This window comes from Belnapia arida, assembly GCF_016773205.1.
GTDB classification, from domain to species: Bacteria; Pseudomonadota; Alphaproteobacteria; order Acetobacterales; family Acetobacteraceae; genus Belnapia; species Belnapia arida.
In genome coordinates, this window is sequence record NZ_JAETWB010000009.1 from 129,038 (window position 1) to 146,571 (window position 17,534).

14 protein-coding genes and 1 pseudogene are annotated in these 17,534 nt (G+C 70.1%); 8 read left to right on the top strand and 7 right to left on the bottom strand.

The features are described 5' to 3' along the window. Positions 1-14: 14 nt before the first annotated feature. The 3 genes from bla to leuC are packed head-to-tail and all read right to left on the bottom strand — an operon-like array spanning position 15 to position 2,876. Positions 15-857, bottom strand: coding sequence for a class A beta-lactamase (gene bla / locus JMJ56_RS18310; protein WP_328702416.1), 843 nt, complete (start codon positions 855-857; stop codon positions 15-17). Continuing rightward, positions 854-1,459 (bottom strand): 3-isopropylmalate dehydratase small subunit, encoded by a 606-nt coding sequence (gene leuD, locus JMJ56_RS18315; RefSeq protein ID WP_202833210.1) that lies wholly within the window; start codon positions 1,457-1,459, stop codon positions 854-856. The genes bla and leuD overlap by 4 nt, the downstream gene beginning before the upstream one ends. A 1-nt stretch (position 1,460) precedes the next feature. Next, positions 1,461-2,876, bottom strand: coding sequence for a 3-isopropylmalate dehydratase large subunit (leuC, locus tag JMJ56_RS18320; protein ID WP_202833211.1), 1,416 nt, complete (start codon positions 2,874-2,876; stop codon positions 1,461-1,463). A 149-nt stretch (positions 2,877-3,025) separates the two neighbouring features. On the opposite strand from leuC, the gene JMJ56_RS18325 reads away from it, so the two are divergent. Both JMJ56_RS18325 and JMJ56_RS18330 read left to right on the top strand, forming a co-directional pair. Continuing rightward, positions 3,026-4,237, top strand: coding sequence for an MFS transporter (locus JMJ56_RS18325; protein ID WP_202833212.1), 1,212 nt, complete (start codon positions 3,026-3,028; stop codon positions 4,235-4,237). 28 nt (positions 4,238-4,265) lie between these two features. Continuing rightward, the gene (locus JMJ56_RS18330; protein ID WP_202833213.1) at positions 4,266-5,249 is read left to right on the top strand and encodes a Bug family tripartite tricarboxylate transporter substrate binding protein; all 984 of its coding nucleotides are present in this window, start codon (positions 4,266-4,268) and stop codon (positions 5,247-5,249) included. 1 nt (position 5,250) lies between these two features. Here JMJ56_RS18330 and JMJ56_RS18335 read toward each other — a convergent pair whose 3' ends face one another. The 4 genes from JMJ56_RS18335 to aroA all read right to left on the bottom strand — a co-directional run bounded on the left by JMJ56_RS18335 (position 5,251) and on the right by aroA (position 10,100). Further along, positions 5,251-6,030: an enoyl-CoA hydratase/isomerase family protein gene (locus JMJ56_RS18335; protein ID WP_202833214.1), complete on the bottom strand. Its 780-nt coding sequence runs from the start codon at positions 6,028-6,030 to the stop codon at positions 5,251-5,253. 90 nt (positions 6,031-6,120) lie between these two features. Further along, a complete protein-coding gene (gene rpsA / locus JMJ56_RS18340; RefSeq protein WP_202833215.1) occupies positions 6,121-7,839 on the bottom strand; it encodes a 30S ribosomal protein S1 in 1,719 nt (572 codons plus the stop codon). A gap of 255 nt (positions 7,840-8,094) precedes the next feature. Continuing rightward, the gene (cmk, locus tag JMJ56_RS18345) at positions 8,095-8,754 is read right to left on the bottom strand and encodes a (d)CMP kinase (protein ID WP_202833216.1); all 660 of its coding nucleotides are present in this window, start codon (positions 8,752-8,754) and stop codon (positions 8,095-8,097) included. Continuing rightward, positions 8,751-10,100 (bottom strand): 3-phosphoshikimate 1-carboxyvinyltransferase, encoded by a 1,350-nt coding sequence (gene aroA, locus JMJ56_RS18350; RefSeq protein ID WP_202833217.1) that lies wholly within the window; start codon positions 10,098-10,100, stop codon positions 8,751-8,753. Before aroA ends, cmk begins: the two co-directional genes overlap by 4 nt. Positions 10,101-10,223: 123 nt before the next feature. Here aroA and JMJ56_RS18355 point away from each other — a divergent pair, with 123 nt between their 5' ends. The 6 genes and pseudogenes from JMJ56_RS18355 (at position 10,224) to JMJ56_RS18380 (ending at position 16,923) form a co-directional block, all read left to right on the top strand. Beyond that, positions 10,224-10,550, top strand: a complete 327-nt coding sequence (locus JMJ56_RS18355; protein WP_202833218.1) for a TIGR02300 family protein — start codon at positions 10,224-10,226, stop codon at positions 10,548-10,550. Positions 10,551-10,571: 21 nt separating this feature from the next. Continuing rightward, the gene (gene recF, locus JMJ56_RS18360; RefSeq protein ID WP_202833219.1) at positions 10,572-11,747 is read left to right on the top strand and encodes a DNA replication/repair protein RecF; all 1,176 of its coding nucleotides are present in this window, start codon (positions 10,572-10,574) and stop codon (positions 11,745-11,747) included. A 64-nt stretch (positions 11,748-11,811) separates the two neighbouring features. Further along, the gene (gene gyrB / locus JMJ56_RS18365; protein WP_202833220.1) at positions 11,812-14,259 is read left to right on the top strand and encodes a DNA topoisomerase (ATP-hydrolyzing) subunit B; all 2,448 of its coding nucleotides are present in this window, start codon (positions 11,812-11,814) and stop codon (positions 14,257-14,259) included. 211 nt (positions 14,260-14,470) lie between these two features. Next, a complete protein-coding gene (locus JMJ56_RS18370) occupies positions 14,471-14,989 on the top strand; it encodes a transposase (protein WP_268885030.1) in 519 nt (172 codons plus the stop codon). A gap of 383 nt (positions 14,990-15,372) precedes the next feature. Beyond that, entirely contained in the window at positions 15,373-15,528 is a 156-nt protein-coding gene (locus tag JMJ56_RS18375; RefSeq protein WP_202833222.1) for a hypothetical protein, read from the top strand. A 291-nt stretch (positions 15,529-15,819) separates the two neighbouring features. Then, positions 15,820-16,923 (top strand): annotated as a pseudogene (locus tag JMJ56_RS18380) (IS110 family RNA-guided transposase). Positions 16,924-17,534 lie beyond the last annotated feature (611 nt).

Consider the following 17,534-nt stretch of genomic DNA (forward strand, 5'->3'; position numbering starts at 1 on the left):
CGGGCTTCAGGATCTCAAACCATCCGCGCCGCAACCCGCCCGACCTCGGCCAGCACCGCGCTCCGCTCAGCATCGCTCCCCCGCGCGCCGTCGAGATAGGCGGCGACGATGACCGGCGCCCGCCCCGGCGGCCAGACGATGGCGACATCATTGGTCGGCACCAGCGGCGCCGGCCCGGTGCCCGTCTTGTCGCCGACCCGCCACCCAGCCGGCATCCCGGCCCTGATCCGCGCATCGCCCGTCCTGCATCCGACCAGCCACCCCGCCAGCCGCCCCCGCGAGGCCGGCGAGAGCGCCTCGCCCAGCAGCAGCCGCTGCATCGTCCCCACCATGGCGAGCGGCGTCGTCGTATCCCGCTCATCCCCGGGCGGCACCACGTTCAGCTCCGGCTCCCGCCGGTCCAGCCGCGTCACCTCGTCGCCGAGCCCCCGCAGCCAGGCGGTCAGCCCCGCCGGCCCGCCGAAGCTGTCGAGCATGAGATTGCCTGCCGTATTGTCGCTGAGCGTCACCGCCGCATCGCAGATCGCCTCCATGGTGAGGCCGCCCGCCTCCGCCCCCGGCCCGGTCACCGGCGAATAGGGCACCAGCGCCTCCCGCCCATAGGCGACGTGCCGGTCGAGCCGCTCCTCGCCCGCATCGGCTCGCGCCAGCACCCGCGCCGCAGCGAGGTGCTTGAAGGTGCTGCACAGCGCGAACCGCTCCTCCCCCCGATGCGCCAGCACCCGCCCGCTGCCGGTATCGAGGATGGCAACGCCGAGCCGCCCACCCTGCCGCGCCTCCAGCGCCGCCAGCCCCTCGGCCGCCGCGGCCGGCATCGCCAGCATCGCACCCGCCGCCAGCACCGTCCTTCGCCTCACCGCGTATTCTCCCGCCCGTAGCGCCGCTCGAAGGCCGCGATCTCATCCTCCAGCGACAAGGTCAACCCGATCTCGTCCAGCCCCTCCAGCAGGCAGTGCCGGGCGAAGGGATCGACCTCGAAGCCATGCACCGATCCATCCGGGAAGGTGACCTCCAGCGCCTGCAGGTCGACCGTGACCTCCGCCCCCGGCGCCGCCTCCACCTGCCCGATCAGCGCCGCCACCGCCTCCGCCGGCAGCACCACCGGCAGCAGCCCGTTCTTCATCCCGTTGGTGCGGAAGATGTCGCCGAAACTGGGCGCGATGGCGCAGCGGAACCCCGCATCGAACAGCGCCCAGACCGCGCTCTCCCGCGACGACCCGCAGGCGAAGTTCCGCCCCGCCACGATGATCCGCGCCGCCCCGAACTCCTCCCGGTTCAGCGGAAAGTCGGGGTCCTGCTCCCCCGTCGCCGGCACCCGCCGCGCATCGTGGAAGAGGAACTCCCCATGATCGACCTCCCTCGGCCGGGAGAGGAAGCGCGCCGGGATGATCTGGTCGGTGTCGATATTCGGCCGCGGCAGCGCCACCGCCGCCGAGGTCAGCCGGGTGAAGGCCTCCATCTCAGCCGCCCCCCGCCAGCAGCCGTCGCACATCGGTGAAATGTCCCGAAACCGCGGCGGCGGCCGCCATCGCCGGGCTGACCAGATGCGTCCGCGCCCCCGGCCCCTGCCGCCCCATGAAGTTCCGGTTGCTGGTGGAGGCGACGCGGCTGCCCGGCCGGGCGATGTCGCCATTCATGCCCACGCACATGGAGCAGCCCGGCTCCCGCCAGGCGAAGCCCGCGCCGCGGAAGACCTCGTGCAGCCCCTCCGCCTCGGCCTGGCGCTTCACCGCCTCGCTGCCCGCGACGACCCAGGCCTCCACCCCCTCCGCCACGCGGCGGCCACGCGCGACGGCGGCGGCGGCACGCAGATCCTCGATCCGCGAATTGGTGCAGGAGCCGATGAAGACCCGGTCCACCGCCAGCCCCTCCAACGGCATCCCCGGCGCGAGGCCCATATAGTCGAGCGTCCGCGCCATGGTCTCCCGCCGCTCCGCATCGGCCGCCGCCTCAGGACCTGGCACCGTGCCGCCGATCGGCAGCGCCTCCTCCGGGCTGTTGCCCCAGGTGACCATCGGCTCGATGGCGCCGCCATCCAGCGTGACCTCGGCATCGAACACCGCACCCGGGTCGCTCGGCAGCGCCCGCCAGCGGGAAAGCGCCGCCTCCCAGTCCTCCGGCGCATAGGTGCGGCCGGCGAGATAGACGAAGGCCACCTCGTCCGGCGCCACCATCCCGGCCCGCCCACCCGCCTCGATCGACATGTTGCAGAGCGTCAGCCGCCCCTCCATCGAGAGGCCGGTGATGGCGCTGCCGGCATACTCGATCACATGCCCGGTCGCCCCTGCTGCGCCGATGCGGGCGATGATCGCCAGGATCACGTCCTTCGCCGAGACGCCCTCGCCGAGCCGCCCTTCGACCGTGATCCGCATGGTCTTCGGCTTCCGCTGCCACAGCGTCTGCGTCGCCAGCACATGCGCGACCTCGGTGCTGCCGATGCCGAAGGCAAGCGCCCCGAGCGCCCCATGCGTGCTGGTATGGCTGTCGCCGCAGACGATCAGCATCCCCGGCTGGGAAAGGCCGAGCTCCGGTCCGATCACATGCACGATGCCCTGCTCCGGCCCGCCGAGGCCGAAGTGGCGGATGCCGTGCTCCTTGGCGTTGCTGGCGAGCAGCTCGATCATCTCGCGGTGGCGCGGGTCGCGGATGTCATCGAGCCGGCGGCTGTCGGTCGGGGCGTAATGGTCCGGCACGGTGAAGATGCGGTCGGGCGCGCGCGGCTTCAGCCCACGCCGGCGCAGCGCTGCGAAGGCTGCGGCGCCGCCCTCATGCACCAGGTGCCGGTCGACATAGAGCAGCGTCTGCCCGTCCTCCCGCTCCAGGACGCGATGGCGCTCCCAGATCTTCTCGAACATCGTCCTCGGCGCCTCGGACATCGCTTCCTCCGCCTGATTTGCGCCGATCCTGCGGCGGGGGAGGGATGCGGTCCAGTAGGGTCAGGTGCGCGGAGCCGTGCCTTTCCCTCGCCGCCGATCCTGGTGATGCTGCATCGCCGCCCCATCTCGAGGGCCGAGGAAACGAGGGAATGCCCGCCATGCAGGCTGCCAGCTGGACCCGGCCCGAGCTGCGCTCGCTGACCCTCGTCTCCGGCGCGCATCTGGTGAGCCACATCCACCAGCTTGTCCTGCCGCCGCTCTTCCCCCTGCTGCGCGACAAGCTGGGCGTCTCCTTCGTCGAGCTGGCGCTGGCGCTGACGCTCTACAACATTGTCTCCGGCCTGACCCAGGCGCCGCTCGGCTATGCGGTCGACCGCTTCGGCTCCCGCCGGGTGCTGGTGGCGGGGCTCGGCCTCGGCGCCTTCTCGCTCGTCCTGCTGGCGGCGATGCCGACCTACCCCGTCCTGCTGGTCTCGGCGGCGCTGCTCGGCCTGGCGAACGCCGTCTACCACCCGGCGGATTACGAGATCCTCGGCCGCTCGATCGGCGAGGAGCGGATCGGCCGCGCCTTCTCCATCCATACCTTCTCCGGCTATCTCGGCGGGGCCATGGCGCCGGCGCTGATGCTCGGCCTGTCCAGCCTCGCCGGGCTCGAGGCGGCGCTCGGTGCGGCCGGGGGGCTGGCCATCCTCGCCGCCCTGCCGCTCGCCTTCGCCCGCGACGAGGCCCCCGCGCCCCGCGCCGCCACGGCCAAGGCCGCAAAGGCCCCGACGGAATCGGTGCTGACGCCGGCCGTCATCATGCTGACGGTCTTCTTCACCCTGCTCGCCCTCTCCCTCGGCGGCATCCAGAATTTCTCCGTGGTGGCGCTGGTGAACGGGCGCGGCGTCGACTTCGCCGCGGCCAATGTGGCGCTGAGCGCCTTCCTGCTGCTGAGCGCCTTCGGCGTGCTGGCGGGCGGAATCATCGCCGACCGCACCACGCGCCATGGCGATGTGGCCGCCCTCGGCTTCGGGCTGACCGGGGCGCTGATCGGCCTGGTCGGGCTGGTGCCGCTCGGGCCCGTGGTGCTGGTTGGCGTGATGGGGCTCGCGGGCTTCTTTTCCGGCATGATCATGCCCTCCCGCGACATGCTGGTGCGCGCTGCGGCGCCGCCCGGCGCGGTGGGCCGGGTCTTCGGCATCGTGACGACGGGCTTCAACATCGGCGGCGCGGTGGGGCCGATGATCTACGGCGCGCTGATGGACCATGGCCGGCCGCTGCTGGTCTTCGCCGCCTCGGTCTGCTTCATCCTGGCGACCATGGCGATGGCCTTCGTCGGCGAGCGGCGCTTCAAGCGACCGGTGCCTGCCGCCGAGTGAGACGGGACCACCGGGAGGGAATAGGACAATGAGTGGTTTCGTTTCGGTGACCCGGCGCACGGCGCTCGGGGCAGGCGTCGCCCTGCTGGCCTCGCGTGGCGCCCGGGCGGCCGGCTACCCGGACCGGCCCATCCGCATCGTCGTCCCCTACACGCCGGGCGGCACCACCGACGTCGCCGCCCGTTTCGTGGCGGAGCCGCTGTCGAAGGCGCTCGGCCAGCCGGTCGTGGTGGAGAACCGGCCAGGCGCCAACAGCATCGTCGGCGCCGGCGCGGTCGCCGCCAGCCCGCCGGATGGCTACAGCTTCGCCGTGGTGATCGGCGCGCATGCCGCCAATGCCACGCTCTACAAGGGCAAGCTGCCCTTCGACCCGGTGGCGAGCTTCGCCCCAGTCTCGCTGATGATGCTGGCGCCGCTGGTCCTCGGCGCCAATGCCAGGCTGCCCTTCACCGACCTGGCGGGGATGCTGGCCTTTGCCAAGGCGCGGCCGGGCACCCTGAATTACGGCTCGAGCGGGATCGGCGCGGCGGCTCACCTGACCATGGAAGACCTGCAGGTCCGCACCGGCATCCAGATGGTGCATGTGCCCTATCGCGGCACGGCGCCAGCGCTGCAGGACCTGATCTCCGGCAATATCGGGGTGATGTTCGACAGCTTCTCCTCGCTGCGGGCGCAGTTCGAGAGCGGCGCCGTCCGGCCGATCGGCTTCGCCAGCGCCACGCGCCCGGCCTGGGCGCCGAACATCCCGACCTTCATCGAGAGCGGGCTGCCGGACTTCGTCTCCAGCACCTGGTGCCTTTTGCTGGCCCCGGCCAGTACGCCGCGGGAGATCGTCGAGCGCGTCTCGGCCGAGGTGGCGAAGATCGTCCGCGACCCGGCCGCGACCGAGCGGCTGCGCGGCCTGGGTTTCGACGCCGTCGGCAGCAGCCCGGAGGAAGCCGGGACCTTCCTCCGCGGCGAGGTGGACCGTTGGGCCAAGGTCATCGCCGCGGCCAACGTCACTATCGAATAGCCTACTGCCCGGTGAACTCCGGGCGGCGGCGGCCAAGGAAGGCGGCGACGCCCTCGGCGAAGTCCGCGGTGCCGGCCGAGGCGAGGAAGGCCGCTTCCTCGGCGGCGAGCTGCGTCGGCAGGTCCCGGCCGGGCGCTGCCCGGAGCAGGGCCTTGGCCCGGCCGAAGGCTGCCGTCGGCCCGCTGGCGAGTTCCTGCGCCAGGCTTTCGGTCGCGGTCTCCAGTTCGGCGGCCGGCACAATCCGGTTTACCAGCCCGGCGGTGAGCGCCGCCCGCCCGTCCAGCTCCTCGCCGAGCATCGCCAGGCTCATCGCCCCGCGCAGGCCGAGCAGGCGCGGCAGCATCCAGCTCCCGCCGCAATCCGGCACGGTGCCGAGCTTCAGGTAGCCCAGGGCGAAGCGCGCATCCTCCGCCGCGATCACCAGATCGGCGCCGAGGGCCAGCGACAACCCGCCGCCGGCCGCCGCGCCCTGCACGCTGGCGAGGACGGGGACGGGGAGGGCGGCGAGGCCGGCCACCGCCTCATGCATCGGCTGCAGGATATGGCGGATCTCGGCCAATGCCTGCGGTCCCTGGAAGGCGGAGATGTCGCCGCCCGCCATGAAGGCCCGCCCGGCGCCGCAGAGCACGACGCATCGGAGATCGGGGTCCTGCGGCAGGGCATCGACGGCTTCGCGGAAGGCCGCGGCCATGGCGGCATCGATGGCGTTCAGCCGCTCCGGCCGGTTGAAGCGGAGGCGGGTGACGGCGCCGGAGCGCTCGACGAGGAGGGGGTTCAACATGGGGCGAGACTGCACCCGCCGCGCGCATAAAAAAAGGCCGGCAGGGGTGCCCCCGCCGGCCTCGTCTGGTTTGCCCGAAGGCCCCGAGGATTACTCCTCGCCAGCCATCTCGCGGCGGCGGCGGATGGCCGCGCCCAGGATGTCGCCGAGCGAGGCGCCGCTGTCGGTGGAGCCGTACTCCTTCATCGCCTCGCGCTCCTCCTCGATCTCCTTGCCCTTGATGGTCAGGGCGAGGCGGCGGGCGGCGCGGTCCACGGCGGTGACCTTGGCATCGACCTTCTCGCCCACGGCGAACTTGTCGGGGCGCTGGTCGCCGCGGTCACGCGCCAGCTCGGCGCGGCGGATGAAGCCGGTGAGAACGTCCTCGACCCGGACCTCGATGCCGTTGGCCTGCACCTGCGTGACGATGCAGGTGACGACATCGCCCTTGCGGACCTTGTCGAGCACTTCGGCGGCCGGGTCAGCCTCGAGCTGCTTCACGCCGAGGGAGATGCGCTCCTTCTCGACATCCACATCGAGCACCTTGGCCTTGATGACCGTGCCCTTCTCGAACTTGGCCATCGCCGCCTCGCCGGCTTCCTCCCAGGAGAGGTCGGACATGTGGACCATGCCGTCGATCTCCGGGCCGATGCCGATGAACAGGCCGAACTCGGTGATGTTGCGGATCTCGCCCTCGACCACGGAGCCCGGCGGATGGGCCTCGAGGAACAGCTCCCACGGGTTGCCCTGGGCCTGCTTCAGGCCGAGCGAGATGCGGCGCTTCGGCTCGTCCACGTCGAGGATCATCACGTCCACTTCCTGCGAAGTGGCGACGATCTTGCCCGGATGGACGTTCTTCTTCGTCCAGGACATCTCGCTGACGTGCACGAGGCCCTCGACGCCCGGCTCCAGCTCCACGAAGGCGCCGTAGTCGGTGATGTTGGTCACGCGGCCGCTGAACTTGGCGTTCACCGGGTACTTGATGGCGACGCCATCCCACGGATCGGCCATCAGCTGCTTCATGCCGAGGCTGATGCGCTGGGTCTCGCTGTTGAAGCGGATGACCTGCACCTTCACCGGCTGGCCGATGGTCAGCGCCTCGGACGGATGGTTGATCCGGCGCCAGGCGATGTCGGTGACGTGCAGCAGGCCGTCCACGCCGCCGAGGTCGACGAACGCACCGTAATCGGTGATGTTCTTGACCACGCCGTCGAGGATCATGCCCTCCTTCAGGCCCTGGATCAGCTCGCTGCGCTGCTCCGCACGGGTCTCCTCGAGGACAGCACGGCGGCTGACCACGATGTTGCCGCGGGCGCGGTCCATCTTGAGGATCTGGAAGGGCTGCGGGCTGCCCATCAGCGGCCCGACATCGCGCACCGGGCGAATATCGACCTGGGAGCCGGGGAGGAAGGCCACGGCGCCGCCGAGATCGACGGTGAAGCCGCCCTTGACGCGCCCGAAGATCACGCCGTTGACGCGCTGGTTGGCCTGGTAGGCCTTCTCGAGGTTGGTCCAGGCCTCCTCGCGGCGCGCCTTCTCGCGCGACAGCACGATGGAGCCGTCGCGGTCCTCATAGCGCTCGACGAAGAGCTCGACCACGTCGCCGGCCTGCACTTCCGGCTTCTGCCCCTGCGGAGCGAATTCCTTGAGGGGGACGCGCCCCTCGCTCTTCAGCCCGACATCGACGACGGCGAAGTCGTCATCGATGCGGATGACGCGCCCGGAGACCACCGAGCCGGCGAAGCCGGTGTCGGCGCCCAGGGTCTCGTCGAGCATTGCGGCAAAGTCTTCGATCCCCGCGTCGTGCGCGAGGGTGGTGGCGGATGCCATGCGGTCTGTCTGTCCCGAACTGCCCGCGAGCGGCGGGCGGTGGTCCTGCGCCCCCGGCGGTCCGCCGGGCACGGCTTGATCGAGCGCCGGGCCGTCCCTGTCGGGCGGATGGAGGCGCGTTCGACCCTGTGCCTTGGGCGGCGTATCGGCCCGCCCGGTCCCGGCCCTTGGGCTGCGGGTTGCCTCACATTGCTGTGATGCCGGACCCTCAACTGCGGGCGCCGCGGCCCTTACGGGTACGCGGACATGATTTCGCTAGGCTTTTGCCGGCCCAGGGTCAAGCAAATTCAGCCGGGAGCGCACCATCGCCAGGGCGGTGGCGAAGGCAGCCTCGGCATCCATCCGCGTGGTGTCGAGCAGCAGGGCGTCGGCAGCGGGTTTCAGCGGGGCGACCGCGCGCCCGGCATCCTGCGCGTCGCGGGCGCGGATCTCGGCCTCGACCTGGGCGGCATCGGCGGCGACGCCGCGGGATAGCAGTTCCAGCCAGCGGCGGCGGCCGCGCTCCTCCGGGCTCGCGGTGACGAAAAGCTTCACCGGTGCCTCGGGGAAAACGACGGTGCCGATGTCGCGCCCGTCCAGCACCGCGCCGTGGCGGCGGCCGAAGTCGCGCTGCCAGTCGAGCAGGGCGGCGCGGACGGCAGGAATGGCGGCGACGGTGCTGGCGGCCATGTCGGCGGCGGGGCCGCGCAGGTCGTCACGGGCGAGGTCGTCCGGATGGAGCGCGGCGGCCTCGGCGGCGGCGATGGCGGCATCATGCGGGTCGGCGCCGCGGTCGAGCACGCGGCGGCCGGTCGCCCGGTAGAGCAGGCCGGTATCGAGATAGGGCAGGCCGAGCGCGGCGGCGAGGCGGCGGGCCAGCGTTCCCTTGCCTGCCGCCGCCGGCCCGTCCACCGCGATGACGATGGCGAGCTTCATGCCGGGCGGATCGCCTTGTTGCCGGCGGCGCGGTTCATGAGGTCCGCGAAGCCCGGGAAGCTGGTCTCGATGAAGCCGGCATCATCCACCGCAACGGGGGCGCGGGCGGCAAGGCCCATGACCAGAGTGCTCATCGCCAGACGGTGGTCCATATGGGTGGCGACGGTGCCGCCGCCGGGGATGCCGCCGCCGGTGCCCTCGACCAGCAGGTCGTCGCCCTCGATGCTGACGGCGATGCCGTTGGCGGCGAGCATGGCGGCGGTGGCGGCGAGCCGGTCGCTCTCCTTCACCCGCAACTCGGCGAGGCCGCGCATGCGGGTGGTGCCTGTGGCGGAGGCGGCGGCGACAGCCAGCACGGGGTACTCATCAATCATGGATGGCGCGCGTTCGGGCGGCACCTCGACGGCGCGGAGCGGGCCATGCGCGGCGACCAGGTCGCCGACCGGCTCGCCGCCCTCGACCCTTGCGTTCTCGACCCGCAGCTCGGCGCCCATCTCCCGCAGCGTGGCGAAGAGGCCGGTGCGCAGCGGGTTGAGCCCGACATTGGCGATCGTCACCCGCGAGCCGGGCACGAGCAGGGCCGCGACCAGCAGGAAGGCGGCGGAGGAGGGGTCGCCGGGGACGAGGATGGGGGCGGCGCGCAGCTCTGGCTGGCCCTCGAGCTCGATCACCCGGCCTTCGGCCGTGTCCTCGACCCGTACGGTCGCGCCGAAATGGCGGAGCATGTTCTCGGTGTGGTCGCGGGTCGGCTCCGGCTCCACCACGCGGGTGGTGCCACGGGCGCAGAGCCCGGCGAGCAGGCAGGCCGACTTCACCTGGGCCGAGGCGACGGGCAGCCGGTAATCGAGCGGCAGCGGGTCCGTGGCGCCGCGGACGGCGAGCGGCAGGCGTCCGCCTTCGCGTGTCCAGAAAGTGGCGCCGGTTGCCGAGAGCGGGTCGGTGACCCGCAGCATGGGGCGGCGGCGAAGCGAGGCGTCGCCCGTCATCACCGAAAAGATGGGATGACCGGCGAGCAGCCCGCAGAGCAGCCGGGCGGCGGTGCCGCTGTTGCCCATGTCGAGAACATCCGCCGGCTCGGTGAGGCCGCCGATGCCCCGGCCGGCGACGCGCCAGGCGCCGGGACCCTGCTGGTCCACCGTGGCGCCGAGGGCGCGCATGGCGGCGGCGGTGCGGAGCACATCCTCTCCCTCCAGCAGCCCCTCGATCGCCGTGGTGCCGATGGCGAGCGCGCCGAACATCAGCGCGCGATGGCTGATCGACTTGTCACCCGGCACGCGATGGGTGCCGGAGAGGGGCGCGGCGGGCGCCTGGGCGAGGAGCGGCCGAGGAGAGGCATCGTGGGACATGGCCCCGCGCGTTTGACATGCCCCGGCCCCGCGTGGCAATGCGCGTGACCCTTTTTCAGCCGCCGGCACGCAGCCGCCCTACACTCCTTCGTGCCGGGGGCATTCCGATACGAGGCGTTCCCCATGGCCAAGCCCGAACTGGGCCTCAAGCGTGTCTGCGTCGCCTGCGGCACGAAATTCTACGACCTGACCCGCGCGCCCGCTATCTGCCCGAAATGCGGCACGGAGCAGCCGGCCGAGCAGCCGCGCTTGCGCCGCGCCGCCGGCAGCCTGCCAGTCGATGAAAAGGTGAAGAAGCGGCCCGTCGTGCCGGATGCCGAGGCGGATGATGTCGAGCTGGAGGATGTCGAGGCCGATGAGACGGTCGAGGACGCCGACGAGCTCGACGACGAGGCCGATGCGATCAGCGAGGAGATCGAGGTCGAAGGCGATCGCGACGAGGAAAGCTGATCGGCGCGCGGGCGGTGTGCCATGACGGCGCCGCCCGCCCTGTTGCTGACCCGGCTCATGCTGCGGGATTTCCGCAGCTATCCGGCTCTCACCGTCTCCTTCGGGTCCCGGATCGTCGCTGTCTCGGGCGATAACGGGGTCGGCAAGACCAACCTGCTGGAAGCCATCAGCCTGCTTGGCCCCGGGCGCGGGCTGCGCGGGGCACGGATGGCCGATTGCGCCCGGCAGGCGGGGCAGGGACCGATGCCCTGGGCCGTCGCCGGCCGTTTCGACAGCCTCGGCAACGGCCCTTTCGACATCGGCACCGGCACGCCGGAGGGTGGGCCGATCGAGCGGCGAACCTTCCGCCTCGACGGCACCCCGGTGCGGAGCCAGGCGGAGTTGGCCGAGCGGGTGGCCCTCGTCTGGCTGACGCCGCAGATGGACCGGCTGTTCCAGGATGGGGCGGGGGACCGGCGGCGCTTCCTCGACCGGCTGGTCTGGGCGCTGGAGCCGCACCATGCCCGCGAGGTCGCCGCCTACGAGAACGCGATGGCCCAGCGCAACCGGCTGCTGGCGCAGGAGCGGCGGGAGGGCAGGGGCGTGGACCCGGCCTGGCTTGCGGGGCTGGAGGATGCCATGGCGCGGCACGGCGTTGCTGCCGCGGCGGCCCGGCGGGGGCTGGTCGGGCGGCTGAATGCGGCGCTGCTGGGCGGTATCACCGGCGCCTTCCCGGCGGCGCGGCTCGACCTGCAATGCTCGGCCGCGGCGGCCCTGGACGCGGCGCCGGCGCTTACTGTGGAGGATGGGCTGCGGGCCGGCTGGGCGGCCAGCCGCGGCCGCGACGCGGCGGCCGGGGCGACGCTGGAAGGGCCGCACCGGGCCGACCTGCTCTTCACCCACGGGTCCAAGGGGCTCCCGGCGGCGCTCTGCTCCACCGGGGAACAGAAGGCCCTGCTGATCGCTGTGGTGCTGGCCCATGCCGGGCTGATTGCCGCTGCCCGGGGCTTCGCCCCGCTGCTGCTGCTGGACGAGGTGGCGGCCCATCTGGATGCGCGCCGGCGGGAGGCACTGTTCGGGGCGCTGGCGGCCCTACCGGCCCAGGCCTTCCTCACCGGGACGGACGCCGCCATCTTTGCCCCGCTGCGCGGCATGGCGCAGGGGTTCCGCGCCCTGCCCGGCGTACTCGTTCCGGATAACGATTTACCCGTGTCCTAAGCGCTAGGAATCCCTATATAGAGTGTCGTCCCCATAGCGATGATTCGAGGAGCTTGCCGCCGGCATGAACGATGACGCCGCGCGCGCCGAATCCACCCCGACCGGAGCGTCGGGTGCCGATTACAACAGCGCATCCATCACCGTCCTGAAGGGTCTCGAGGCCGTTCGCAAGCGGCCGGGCATGTATATCGGCGATACCGATGACGGCTCCGGCCTGCACCACATGGCCTTCGAGATCATCGACAATGCCGTCGACGAGGCGCAGGCCGGCTATGCCACCCGCGTCGAGGTTACGCTGAACGGCGACGGCAGCGTCACCGTGCGCGACGACGGACGCGGCATCCCGGTCGACATGCATGAGGAGGAGGGGGTCTCCGCCGCCGAGGTGGTGCTGACCCGCCTGCATGCCGGCGGCAAGTTCAACCAGAACTCCTACAAGGTCTCCGGCGGCCTGCACGGCGTCGGCGCCGCGGTGGTCAACGCTCTGTCCGAATGGATGGAGGTGAAGATTTGGCGGAACGGAACGGAGCATTTTATCCGTTTCGAACACGGCGACACGACCGAGTCGTTGCGCATCATCGGTGCTTCTGCCGAGCGGACGGGCACCGAGGTTACCTTCAAGCCGTCGAGCGGCACCTTCACCAAGGTGGAGTACGACTTCGCTGTGCTGGAGCGGCGGCTGCGGGAGCTGGCCTTCCTCAATTCCGGCCTTGCCATTGCGCTGAAGGACGACCGGCACGTCCCGGCGCAGGAGATTTTCTTCCAGTTTCGCGGCGGCCTCACCGCCTTCGTCGAGTGGTTGGACCAAGGGAAGGAGCCGCTGTTCCGCCCGCCCATCGCTGCCATCAGCAAGGAGAGCGAGGGCATCCGAGTCGAGCTGGCGATGTGGTGGAACAACTCGCCGCGCGAGCTGGCGCTCTGCTTCACCAACAACATCCCCCAGCGCGACGGCGGCACGCATCAGGCAGGCTTCCGCCAGGCGCTGACCCGCGTCGTAATGAAATACGCGGAGGAGCTGGCGAAGAAGGAGAAGGTCGAGCTCATCGGCGACGACATGCGGGAAGGCCTCACCGCGGTCATCTCGGTGAAGGTGCCGGACCCGAAATTCTCCTCCCAGACCAAGGACAAGCTGGTTTCCTCCGAAGTCCAGCCGGTGGTGCAGGTGGCGGTTGCCGATGCGCTCTCCCATTGGTTCGAGACGCATCCGAAAGAGGCGAAGGCCGTCCTCGAGCAGGTCGTGCTCTCGGCTGCGGCGCGGAAAGCGGCGCAGTTGGCGCGCGACAAGGTGGGGCGGAAGAACGCGCTCGAGTTCAGCACCCTTCCCGGCAAGCTCGCCGACTGCCAGGAGCGGGACCCGAGCAAGTGCGAGCTCTTTCTTGTCGAGGGTGACAGCGCGGGCGGCTCCGCCAAGCAGGGGCGCAACCGCGCCTACCAGGCGATTCTGCCGCTCAAGGGCAAGATCCTCAACGTCGAGCGGGCGCGGATGGACAAGATGCTGTCCTCCGCCGAGATCGGCACGCTCATCACCGCGCTCGGCACCGGCATCGGCCCGGGCGAGCCGGCCAAGGGCGGGTTCGACCCGAACAAGCTGCGTTACCATCGCATCGTCATCATGACGGACGCCGATGTGGACGGCAGCCATATCCGCACCCTGTTGCTCACCTTCTTCTTCCGGCAGATGCCGGAGCTGCTGGAGCGCGGCCACCTTTACATCGCGCAGCCGCCGCTCTACCGGGCGAAGCGGGGCAATGACGAGCGCTACCTGAAGGACGACCGCGCGCTCGAGGACTATCTGCTGGAGAAGGCGCTGGCCGGCGCCACGCTGCGCCTGGCCGACGGCCGGGAACTCGCCGGGCCGGAGCTGCGGGCGGAGATGGAGCAGCTGCGCCAGGTGGCGAGTCGCGTTCGCCGCCTCGCCACGCAGGTGCCGACCGAGATCGTCGAGCAGGCCGCTGTCGCCGGTGCGCTGACCTTGGAGCCGGAGCGGGCGCTCGCCGCCGCGCAGGTGCTGGCGGCACGGCTGGATGCGATGGCCAATCCGAACGAGCGCGGCTGGAAGGCGACGGCGGATGCGGATGGGCTGATCCTCTCCCGCATCGTCCGCGGCGTGACCGAGCGGCATGCGCTGAACCCGGCGGCGCTGCGCAGCGCTGAGGCGCGCTGGCTGGACGAGCGACGCGAAACCCTCATCCGCGAATTCGGCGGCGAGGCGGTGCTGCAGCTCGACAGCACGAGTGCCGCGGTGCAGGGGCCGGTGATGGCATTCGATCGCATCCTGCTGCAGGGGCGCAAGGGGCTGACCATCCAGCGGTTCAAGGGCCTCGGCGAGATGAATCCCGAGCAGCTCTGGAAGACGACGCTCGACCCTTCGGTCCGCACCTTGCTGCGGGTGAAGGTCGACAGCGTGGAGGAGGCGGAGAAGGCCTTCTCGACATTGATGGGCGATGTCGTCGAGCCACGGCGCGAGTTCATCGTCGATAATGCGCTGAAGGTGGCGAACCTGGACGTGTAGGCATTGGTGTCAGTGGTCCGTAATGCAGAATCTGAGAAACTCGAATCAGATAATGCGAGGGTTTCTCAATCTTCGCTCAATTCGAGTTTGGCCATTTCGGGGTGAGGCGGCGGAGCGGCTAAGTGGATAGGCTGGTGGCGTCCTGGCCAGAGGACCGCCCCCATGCTGAACCCTGCCGGCCCGCTTCGCCGCGGTAATCCTATGCTTCGCGCTGCTCTTTTTCCGACGGAGTTGGCGGCACGCTGAGGTGTTGCTGGTAGGGGCTATTCTGGCGCCGGGCCAGCGCACGGTGAGCAGCACTCTCCGGGTTGCCGGGCTCAGCCAGGAGCGGCGGTTCGTGAACTATCACCGCGTGCTCGGTCACGCCGCCTGGAGCGGACGGGCGGCGACGCGCGCACTGCTCGAGCTTTTGCTGGACGCCTTTCTGCCGGCTGGGCCGGTGCTGCTGGGGCTCGATGACACGATCGAACGCCGACGCGGCATGCGCATCAGTGCCAAGGGCATCTATCGAGATTCGGTCCGCTCCAGCCATGGGCACTTCGTTAAGACGGGTGGACTGCGCTGGCTCAGCCTTATGCTTCTGGTGCCGATCCCATGGGCGGGGCGGGTCTGGGCGCTGCCCTTCCTGACGGCCCTTGCGCCTTCGGAGCGCCCCTGCCGAGAGCGTGGGTTGCGCCACAAAAAGCTGACCGACTGGGGACGGCAGTTGGTCCTGCAGGCCCGCCGCTGAATGCCGAGCAGGCGCTTGATCCTGGTCACCGACAGCGGCTTCTCCGCCATCGAGTTCCTGGCCGCCCTGCTCCGGCAGGGGATCACCTGCGTGACCCGGCTGCGGTTGGACGCTGCTCTCTACCGACCGGCTCCGCCGCGCCAACCCGGCACGATCGGGTGTCCTAGGACCAAGGGCGAGCGCCTCGTGGAGATCTTGCTCGGATACCGCCGTCCGGCGCCATGCCGGCTTGCCGGTCGTGCCGATCCGCTGGGTTGCTGCTGCGCGACCCCTGCCGGCGCTTCGATCCGCAGGCCCTGCTCTGTACCGACACGGCGCAGGAGCCGCTGCAGATCATCCGCTGGTTCGTCCAGCGCTGACAGCTGGAAGTCACCTTCCGCGAGGTGCGGGACCACCTTGGCGTCGAGACCCAACGGCAGTGGTCAGACAAGGCCATCGCCAGCACCACGCCATGCCTGCTCGGCCTGTTCTCGATCGTCACCCTGCTGGCGTCGCGCCTCAACAGCCGTGCCCAGCTCCGGGTATCGGCCAGCGCCTAGTACCACAAGCAGCGACCGACCTTTGCCGACAGCCTCGCCGCCGTACGGCGGGCAATCTGGAGCGAACAGGGTTTGGCCATATCCCAGCACTCCGGCGACGCCGCGAAACTCCCGCCAGCCCTCCGCGAAGGTATCGCATACGCCCTCTGCCATGCCGCCTGATTGGCCAAAGATACCATGCAGGCCGGATCGGATTGGGCCACGCTTGGCTCTGTCCGGTTCGACAGGAAGCTGGCCGATGCTTCACATTGATCCCGACACACGCGGGCGGGTACTGCGGTATTCGTGGCGATGGAGCTCAGCAAGAGCACCTGGGTCCTGGCCGCGCAAGCGTCGCCGAGCGGCAAGACATCCTCACACCGGCTCGATGGCGGCGATATCGACGGGCTGCTCGCCCTGCTTGGGCGCCTGGCGGCACGTGAGCAGGGAGCGGCCCGAGGGAAGGTGGAGGTCGTTCTCAGCTATGAGGCTGGCTAGGACGGCTTTTGGCTGCATCGTCGCCTCACCCCGGAGGGGATTACCTGCTGGGTGATGGATCCGGGTAGCCTGCAGATGGACTGCCGGGTTAGGCGTGCCAAAACCGACCGGCTGGATGCAGCGATGCTGCGGCGAGCCCTGATGGCATGGTGCTGCGGCGACCGGGCGGCCTGCCATATGGTGCAGGTGCCGTCAGTGGAGCGCGAGGATGCGCGTCGCACCCATCGCGAGCGCCAGCGTCTGATCACCGCACGCGTGCAGCACGTGAACCGGATCAAGGGCCTGCTCGCCACCCAGGGAGTCCACGACTACCTGCCACTGCGGCGAGATCGGCGGGAGTGTTTGGCGGAACTGCGCACCGGCGACGGCCGCGCGTTGCCGCCATGCCTGCGGCGGGAGATCGAACGCGAGTTCCTGCGCCTCAAACTCGTGCTGGAGCAGATCGTCGCCGTTGAGGCCGAGCGCGACACCGCCATGACGGCGCCGGGAGCCAATGATGGCGATGCAGCCAAGGTGGCGCTGCTCGCCAAGCTCGGCGGCATCGGCACCGAACTGGCGACCGTGCTGGTGCGCGAGGCACTGTACCGTCCCATTGCTAACCGCAAGGAGGTGGCGGCCTATGCTGGGCTCACACCCAGTCCGTCTGCCAGCGGAGACCGGCATCGGGAGCAGGGCATCTCCAAAGCGGGCAATCCGCTCCTGCGCAAGAGCATGGTCGAGCTCGCCTGGCTCTGGCTGCGATGTCAGCCCGACACTGCCCTTACGAGGTGGTTCACCGGACGTGTCGGCGAGATCCGCGGCCGAGTTCGCAAGATTGCCGCCGTGGCCCTGGCCAGGAAGTTGTTGGTTGCCCTGTGGCGCTACGTCAATACAGGGCTGGTACCGGAAGGTGCGCGCCTGAAGCCAGGCGCGACCTGAGCGACGAGGTTCGGCAGGCGTCGCCATCTGGTGCGTCGTGTCGGGCGGGGGTGGTGTGTGAGCGGAGCTCGACGGGGTTCAACAAGCCGTCGCCAAAGACGGGTCCCACCGCCCCGAGCCGGCCTGCCCTGAATGAGGCATCTTGGTGGGAACCGCATGTTCCGCCGGATACGAGTGTCGCAGCAGGCCTCTTGCTGCCTTTGCCCGGCTCACCCTCGCTCAACCGACGACCAGGAGCGCAACCCACTTGCCGAAACGCCTCATACGAGTCGAGCTAAGTTCGCAAACAGATGGGCGTTAGATGACGGAAGTGGCCATCGTCGTCGACTTGCTGAATCGAATGCTCGACCTTGGACATCCGGAATACGTCCGTTGCTTGATCCGATATGCAGGCAGGAACTAGTCCGCCCAGGCCACTGACCCGTGTAACACGGTGCTGCGGCATTGCATGGTCCGTTGCATGGGGAGCGTCCCTCCTGAAGCTTTTTCGTGTCCCATGAGTGTCCCAATAAGGCGCCGTGCAGAAAGGAGAGTCTTGCTCTGTTGCGAGCCTATCCGGGCAGGATGAGGCCTGAAGTCCCACTTTGGAGATCATGGACAATGAACTGCTC